General features: G+C 46.0%; 8 protein-coding genes. 4 read left to right on the top strand and 4 right to left on the bottom strand.

Annotated elements, in window-relative coordinates:
- Both ggt and ACO6VE_RS12830 read right to left on the bottom strand, forming a co-directional pair.
- Nucleotides 1–1,432: gamma-glutamyltransferase (gene ggt, locus ACO6VE_RS12835; protein ID WP_422461631.1), on the bottom strand; the 1,432-nt coding region annotated here is incomplete at its 3' end.
- Between the two features lie 282 nt (nucleotides 1,433–1,714).
- Nucleotides 1,715–2,293 carry a hemerythrin domain-containing protein gene (locus tag ACO6VE_RS12830; RefSeq protein WP_422450319.1) on the bottom strand — a complete coding sequence of 193 codons (579 nt, stop codon included), beginning with the start codon at nucleotides 2,291–2,293 and terminating at the stop codon, nucleotides 1,715–1,717.
- Between the two features lie 258 nt (nucleotides 2,294–2,551).
- On the opposite strand from ACO6VE_RS12830, the gene ACO6VE_RS12825 reads away from it, so the two are divergent.
- The 4 genes from ACO6VE_RS12825 (at nucleotide 2,552) to ACO6VE_RS12810 (ending at nucleotide 5,231) form a co-directional block, all read left to right on the top strand.
- The gene (locus ACO6VE_RS12825) at nucleotides 2,552–2,740 is read left to right on the top strand and encodes a hypothetical protein (protein WP_422461630.1); all 189 of its coding nucleotides are present in this window, start codon (nucleotides 2,552–2,554) and stop codon (nucleotides 2,738–2,740) included.
- Between the two features lie 411 nt (nucleotides 2,741–3,151).
- Complete coding sequence (gene yeiP, locus ACO6VE_RS12820; protein ID WP_209276650.1) at nucleotides 3,152–3,718, top strand: elongation factor P-like protein YeiP; 567 nt, start codon at nucleotides 3,152–3,154, stop codon at nucleotides 3,716–3,718.
- Nucleotides 3,719–4,167: 449 nt separating this feature from the next.
- Entirely contained in the window at nucleotides 4,168–4,548 is a 381-nt protein-coding gene (locus ACO6VE_RS12815) for a hypothetical protein (protein ID WP_422450316.1), read from the top strand.
- A gap of 74 nt (nucleotides 4,549–4,622) precedes the next feature.
- Nucleotides 4,623–5,231 (top strand): DUF416 family protein, encoded by a 609-nt coding sequence (locus tag ACO6VE_RS12810; protein ID WP_422461628.1) that lies wholly within the window; start codon nucleotides 4,623–4,625, stop codon nucleotides 5,229–5,231.
- A 51-nt stretch (nucleotides 5,232–5,282) separates the two neighbouring features.
- Here the strand turns inward: ACO6VE_RS12810 and ACO6VE_RS12805 are convergent, their stop codons facing one another.
- Nucleotides 5,283–7,325 carry a hypothetical protein gene (locus tag ACO6VE_RS12805; protein WP_422461626.1) on the bottom strand — a complete coding sequence of 681 codons (2,043 nt, stop codon included), beginning with the start codon at nucleotides 7,323–7,325 and terminating at the stop codon, nucleotides 5,283–5,285.
- A 52-nt stretch (nucleotides 7,326–7,377) separates the two neighbouring features.
- Complete coding sequence (locus ACO6VE_RS12800; protein WP_422461624.1) at nucleotides 7,378–7,740, bottom strand: hypothetical protein; 363 nt, start codon at nucleotides 7,738–7,740, stop codon at nucleotides 7,378–7,380.
- Nucleotides 7,741–7,942 lie beyond the last annotated feature (202 nt).

Here is a 7,942-nt window from a genome sequence, read left to right as displayed (position 1 = left end):
GCTTGCCATCACGTAACACGATAGTGGGCGTCATAGAAGACATTGGTCGTTTCCCTGGTGCTATGCGATTGGCTACCGGTTTGCCATCAATAAATGGACGGAAGGAAAAATCCGTCATGGAGTTATTCAATAGAAAACCACGGACCATCAGGCGTGAACCAAAAGCATTCTCTACGCTGGAGGTCATCGCCACCGCATTGCCATCACCATCAACAATGCTGATATGCGTCGTTGCCGGGAGTTCCAGTGCTTCACCGGAAGCCTGACGTATTTTGTCTATGCCCGGTGGCAAGCCCGGAGCAACCCCTTGCAACGGCTTTCCGGTTTTCAGCAGCCGACTTCGCTCAAGAAGATAGGACTTATCCAACAAACCCTTCGGCACATGAACAAAGTCCTGATCCGCCATATACATTCCACGGTCGGCAAAAGCCAGACGCGTTGCATCGCCAATCAGTTGCCAGCTAATGGGGTTGTCCTTGCCCAGTTCAGGCAGGTTGTAGTGATCCAGCATCCCGAGAATCTGCCCCATGGTCAGTCCACCCGAACTTGGTGGTCCCATACTGCACACCCGATACCTCCGATAGTCCATACAGGCAGGGTCACGTTCCTGAACCTGATAACGGTTCAGGTCACTCATCGTCAGTAAGCCAGGATTATCGGTTACTGAGTTCACCGTTGTGACGATATCGCGACCAATCTCTCCCTGATAGAACGGATCAATCCCGCGATTGGCAATAAGAGACAGAGTATTGGCAAATGGCAGGTTTTTCAGCAGATCGCCTTCCTGCACAGGACGTCCTTCAGGATAAAAGTAGTTTCTCGTGTTTTCATAACGCCCCAGACGGGTCTGATCCATGGCAACCAGCCTGGCCAGTCTTGGCGACACAATAAACCCTTCCCGGGCCAGTTTTATCGCTGGCTTGAACAAGGTTTTCCAAGCCAGTTTTCCATGCTTTTGATGCACTTCATACATCAATTTGAGCAGACCGGGGGTTGCTACCGATCGCCCTCCCACAACCGCATCATAAAACGCCAGGGGTTCTCCTGTTTCATCAAGAAAGTGATCCGGCTTTACCTGCCCCGGCGCAGTCTCACGACCTTCCCAGGTGGATAACTGCCCGGCCTTATTATCAAAATAAACGACTAATCCCGTCCCACCAATACCTGAAGATTGCGGTTCCACCAGATTCAGTACCAGCTGCGTGGTGATGACAGCATCAATAGCAGAACCGCCCTGTTTGAGAATTTCATAACCAGCTCTCGCTGCATAGGGGTTTGCAGTAGCCACCATATAGTCAGAGGCCCTGACCAGTTCCTGTTCCGTATTACCTGTACCCGGCTCGGGCGCGATCTCGCCAATGGCATCAGCAAGAACGAAATGGGCCTGCATCCAGAAAATGCCTGCAACAATCCATGTTATTGGTTTACCCACGCTCCATCCTCTCTTTCATGACTCAGATGTCAACACTGTACGCTGATAGATAGCGAAATAAAAACCGGCCCTATAAGTAGTTAACCAAATGAAATCATATTTTCTGGCCAACTACTTACAATTATCACTTTATGAATATCAGTGCTATTACATTGCAGGCTGGTTGAAGAAGATAAAGGCGAAGCGACAAGCCGAAAACTGAGTTTCGCTCTGGACAGGACTCCCAGCAAATTCCTAACACGCAATTTGCTGGAGAGTAAAAGTTATGAGTGGAGCTGAATATTAAATAACCGGCTCAACCTCGTTTTCCCGCTCAGTCACATACTGGTACAGATTTTGGTATACCTCCCATAAATGAGAACCAAAAAGTGGATCAGACATCTGTTTAAGATCATTATCAACCAGTACCAGATCATCAACACTTAATAAAGACTGCATCGCCGGAATCATATACTGGTTTTCCAGTTCCATATGCTCCCGCTGCAACTCACTGTAGAGCGTGTATTCAGCCAGTAGCAGATTGATCGGGATAACCTGGTCAGAAGCAACGGTATTGAAAGCCTCCACAAGCCTCTGGGTCATTGCCGTAATCTGCCGGTGTTGATTCTCAATCATATCAAACTGAATCCGTTCTTCTTTACTGGCCAACCGGGGACGAAGCCGGGCCATCAACCTGGACTCAAGAGGATGGTGAAATGCATCTGGATAGTTATGCATATAATCCAGCGCTTCAATAATAATGTTCAGCTGAGGATTGTGCTCACTGCCTTCCCGGTAACCAGAGACCTCGTAATCCAGGTAGTCCAGCAAGCGTGCCATATGCTGATGGTCTTTGATGATTCGGTCAATCACTGTCGTCATATAGCATCCCCCTTAGATATTTATTCTAATGATCTTTTTTATAGGCCCAGCCTTTTTCAAGCATTGATATAAGTCAAATTTTTCTATGTTAGCGAGCAGGATGCAATATTTTTCATGAAATTGGCAGACAACACGTTTCAGCAGTGGTTTGCATAGGCTTGCAACAAACTTTCATGACAAGGCACCCTTTTTATGCCCTGCATCAACAAACGGAGTCATGGCGAAAGGTAAGCTATTATAACTGGCTCGGAGGTTATCATGCCGAACCCCCTGTACATGCTTGAATACCTGGCATACGCCGGAGTGGATACCAAGCCTCTCGTTGATGAGAAAGCCATTAAGGAAGAGTATTTAAGGCAGATATACCGTGTGGATTCCAGGGCTAAAATTCTCGATAACAAGGGCAAGGTTGTTGGTAAATCCAGTAACCCACGACATTTGCATTGATGAGACTCATCTTTAAACCTCAATCCGGCATAGTATTGCGCAATACTTCACTCACTGCTCTCTTTATCAGCAGGCATAATCAATTTAAAATGCCCCGATGGATGCTTTACTCTGGCTGTCCGGCCAGAGACTCCTGACGCTGGAACTAGGAGGCTGTCCGAGAATAGACTGCCCTACTGCGGTGGCAGCAAATTGGTCTAAAAATTCCGTTTTGTTCGGCAAATAGCCCCACTATTCACCTCACAAAACGAAATTTTTATCCTCAATTTTCTGCCATCCTCGCTACGGGGTCGCCTAGACGGGCGCTATTCTCGGACAGCCTCCTAGACTATCCAGGTCAAAGCAGTTCAGACCAGAGCAATCATCACTCCAACCGTATTTATCTGCACACCAGCTATTCCGAGGAATCCAATGCCTTACGCTCGAGAACTGAAAAAAGGCCAGATTGTAGACATTGAAGGCCAGTATTATCAGGTTCGTCAGGTTGAGGCGAAAAGCCCATCTGCCCGCGGTGCCCAGACCCTGTATAAGGTTCGTTTCAATTCTGTTCCCGGCGGCCAGAAACTTGAGCAGACACTGACCGGCGATATTCTTCTCACTGATGTGGACCTGCAGAGAAGAGCCGTCACGCTTCTCTATCGTGAAGACAATGAGTGTACGTTTATGGATTCTGAGGATTATTCCCAGTATCTCGTCAATGCCAGCACTATTGAGGACCAGCTTCTCTATATCGCTGACAATATGGAAGGCCTGACCGCCCTTCTGGTTGATGGCCAGCTACTGGCGATTGACCTGCCAGCATCCGTTGCCCTGGAAATCGTTGATACAGCCCCTGGCATAAAAGGGGCCTCGGCTGCGGCAAGAACAAAACCTGCCCGGGTCAGCACTGGCCTGGAAGTTCAGGTTCCAGAGTATCTCAGTAACGGGGAAATCATTAAAATCAATACAGAAACCGGGAAATTCATGTCCCGCGCCTGATGCCCATTGGTTTCCGGGGATGTTCTCTGGAAACCATATTCGAAATATAAAAAGATATTTTTATTCTCTAAAACAATTAAAACACTCAAAACCATAGATCAAATAGGAATATGATACCTTTGTTCAAGTTATTTTCACTCTTTAGGTGTCTAATGTGATGATATGCATTTAAAACAATATGTTTTAAGCATTTGGTTTTTGATTATCTAAATAGAACTAAAAACATTCTCTTCCTGTCAAAAACCAAAAAATATCTCTTGGAGAAAAAGAACAAACAGACATAAATCAACTCAAGGATTAAAGCCATGAAAATAAAAAATATTGCCCAAAGCATTTTTCGAACGATTTACTTATCTATGGCAATGGGCTTTATATCCTATTCATCTGCTGATCAACCCATGCTGATGGAATCAAATGATAGAGCCCCGTTTTTAAACCAGGTGTCATCCATGAATGATTTTCAGGCACCGGCTTATCAAACAGACCACGAACAAACAGAATTTATTTTCAAGCAGACAATAGAGTTCAATGAAGAACACATTGGCTCATTCATTTATAAAACCATTGACGACCCGGATAAGGTTCGGGACCAGGTTGCCAGCTCAGCCATTCTTTACGGACTGGAGAGCATCGGTCTTGGAGAAAGCGTTAAAGAAAGTATTTACTTTATCAGGCAGAACACCCGTTATTCTTTCAGTGATTGTGGAGAAGTTCAGCTCAGGACCAATCGAATTACTGCGGGCAGCTGCTTACCGGATGGTGGTTCTGTTGAGTTGAATTCCAATTACAATTTCAACTCTGTACGCCTGCAGTTTACCTGGCCCCTGTAAATTTAAAGTAGTGATGTCGCTGTTAATAAGAAATGCTAGAATGCCAGCGGCATCAACCCTAATGGTAATCATCATTGAACATCCGCACACTGTACGCTCAATATTCCCGCCAAATTGAATTACTCGCTCCCTGGCAACTGGCGACACTCGCTACTGCTGTCACTGAGAGAGCCTGGCCCAACTTTGCACTGTTTTCAGAGCTGGCAGAATTTGGCCATGCTGCCGATGTGAGGCACTGTCTGAACATGCTCTGGGACTATACTGCCGGACTTCAATCGTCAAAAAACTTCGACCGTCTGCTTGAACGACTGGATGAAAATACGCCAGCTCCTGAAGATTTTGATATGTTTGGTGTTGAACCGGCGCTGGATTTTTCGGCTGGTCTTAACTGTGCCATCAACTGTGCCATGAAAGCAACCATTGATGAAACGGCCAGTGCATTAACCGTGTCACTCAGCACCATTGGTAAATTCATAAAATACACTGAAGCACAAGAGCTTAGAGGAACCGAACTGGCGCAGTACACTGAAGAGCATGAATTGTTTGAGGTTCAACGTCGGTTTATCAGTGAGTTGATCAGCATGGTCTGTCAGCAAAAGAAACCATCAAAAGAGTTTACCAAAGAACTTCGGCTGCTTTCTGCCAACGATGGTGTCAGTCAACTGGGGATCAGTCTTGATTAAGTCAAGTTGACCGGCATTCGCTGCTTCACAGCCATTACCGGTTGACCCGGATTACTTCACATTAGAAATAATATCCCTGAGCAGGGAGTAGATCTTCTGCTGGGCGTTGGACATGGCCTCAAAGTTTTGATTATACGTCTGCATCGCCCTTTGCAGCTGAACGGTCTGAATCTGACTGTTGCCATTGAGGTTATCCCGGGCATTAATCAGGCTCTTCTTTAACGTGACCCACTCTTCCGGGGTCAGTCGGCCACTGCCACTGGCATCGGGATAGGTAATCCTCAATATATTAGCCAGAAGTTCTTTCTCCTTCTGGGTCATAAACGGCGTGGTACCGCTAAACTCATCATTGACTGACTGGCTGAACGCCAGCTTCCTGCCAAAAAAACCGGATACCTGGTTGCTGGAATCATTGGGATTCGCTTTGCTGATGGCCTGGGTACCCCGGCCATCATACTCCCACTGATGCATACCGCCGGCTTCATACAGGATGTGGCCATCATGATTGTTGACATCCAGGCTGTGGCGGTTGTTCGGGCGAGCAGCATTTGGAGCAGCCTGCGGAACTGGTGCGTACTGATCATAGGAGAATCCGGGTATAGTACTGGAGGCAGACATGGATTTTATGTTAATTTCTCCCTCATCCATATGGTAGTTTATCCATGATCTAAGTTTTGCTGCTGACTGATCCATCACACGTTCAAAGAATTCATCCACAGACTCTCCGGGGACCAATTTATAGCTATAATTTCTGCCATACGAGTTATCTTCCCCATCAGTATCCTCCAGATTCAAGTTAATTGTATAGCCATTGGTCTGCAATTCTTTTTCAAGCCCCTTTATCTGTTCATCGCTAAGATCCTTGTTCGTCAGGTCACTTTTCAATTTTAATAAATAATCATCAGTGAATGCCCTGATACTCCCATAATTCTCAGAGTCATAAAAATCCCGGCTTTCGTTAATAGTGCTGGATGAAACTTGTTTGGTTGTTTTACTGGTCCCCGGTATCACTTCCTGATAACTATAAGCGGGAAAGTGAATGTCGGTTTGGATATACTCTATTTCTATATCGCCTTCCTCTGCATGGACATAGTTTCGGAAATCCGTTTTGGAGCTATTAACGACACGTCCCATAAACTGGGAGAGCGTTTCATTGGCGTAGGGCTCATAATCAAACGTTTTATAATAACGCTCATTAGTATTATCCGCGTCACCTAGTTCCCAGTAAATAGATAGCCCGCCATCCGACTTTATCTTGCCTAGTATGGCGGCCTGTTCCGCTGGAGATTTACTCTGAATAACCCCTTCCCACTTGGAGGATACTCTTTCCCCATGGACGACATCAATGGTGTCGTAATTTTCGTTCTCATCGTAGTGCTCATACATTGGCAGTGTGTTAGCAGGAACATTTACCGTTTGCGTGGCTGTGGTCGGCTGGGATACTGCCACATCAGTTGGGGTCTCAATGGTAGGGGAACCGATGGTCATTGATCCGGCAACATTAACATCACTGATTTTCATTCCCTGATTATCCCGGGTAATGATAATCGAAGTTATATCCGCCATTCCTCCAGAAAAGTCCGATGAGTTGAATGCCTTATCCGGGGCTCCGGCCTTAAAGGTAATCTCAGTGCCATCATTCAGTATATAGGTCATGTCGTTCATCACGGGAATGCCAACTTCCAGTGCATCCACCGTCGCACCGGCAGGCACAGGTATCAGAGTCTGGTTCTGGTAGATTAACTGATTACCGTCACCGTCAAGCAGAGTGAAGGTATTCCCACCCTTACCATCTGGCTGGAAATTCAACCCGTAACCATTATCAAGCACAACATTTTTGCCTTTAACCTGCCATGTGGTGGAGGAATAATGTGTTGATCCATACTCGGCAACATTTGCCTTGCCAATCAACTTATTAATGGTATCTACATACTGATTACTTTTATCAATTTCACCAATAATTCGTCGAACTTCTGAGTCCAGCATTTCTCCACGTTCAAGATAAACAGCAGCAATGAAGTCCTGCTGACTCATATCTGCCGGATTTAGAGTTTTTATGTCATTCGTCGTGGAAACGCCGTTAACGTTATTCATGCTGAACTCATCCCTGAAAAGCAGTTATTTTTTATATGGATCTGTTTACGCCCTATACATATCCGGAGCGCTTTTTAACGGTACTTGCTTTCTTCACTTTACGTTGCGTGAGCAGACGGCTGGCACTATTCAGCTCTTTGCGCTTAGCCGTTGCTTCATTGGCCATATTACTTTTGAACTCATTATGAAAATTGAGCAGTTCTTCCCTGGCTTTCTGCTTTTGGCGAGATGTCCAATAGTCACTATTGATAAAAGCACGTAACTTTTGCCGGTCCATTCCGCCATTTTTCATAAACTCTTCCTGCTTATCCAGCAGTACCTTTGCCTCCCGGACGGCCGCCTTTGATGCCTCCGACGTCAGATAGTTGGTTTTTTGTAATTTGGTGACATCTACCAGCCTGAGTTTGAGCGCCATACCTACCCCCGGATAGCCTTGACCAGATCATTTTGAAACTCTCTGGATACCTATATCGGTCTGGGAACAAATCTGTGTAGGGTCTTGTTGACGGTTGAGGATTGCAGCGCGTGGCAATAACGCATCAACTGATGGGAGTTGCACTGTGTTTATATGCGATATTGGCGACTCAGCAGAAAATGCCTAAAATACCGGCATAAGA

The organism is Endozoicomonas sp. ALB115 (assembly GCF_049310245.1).
GTDB lineage: Bacteria > Pseudomonadota > Gammaproteobacteria > Pseudomonadales > Endozoicomonadaceae > Endozoicomonas.
Note: the sequence above shows the minus strand (reverse complement) of the source record. Positions and strands in the feature narration are given on the sequence as shown.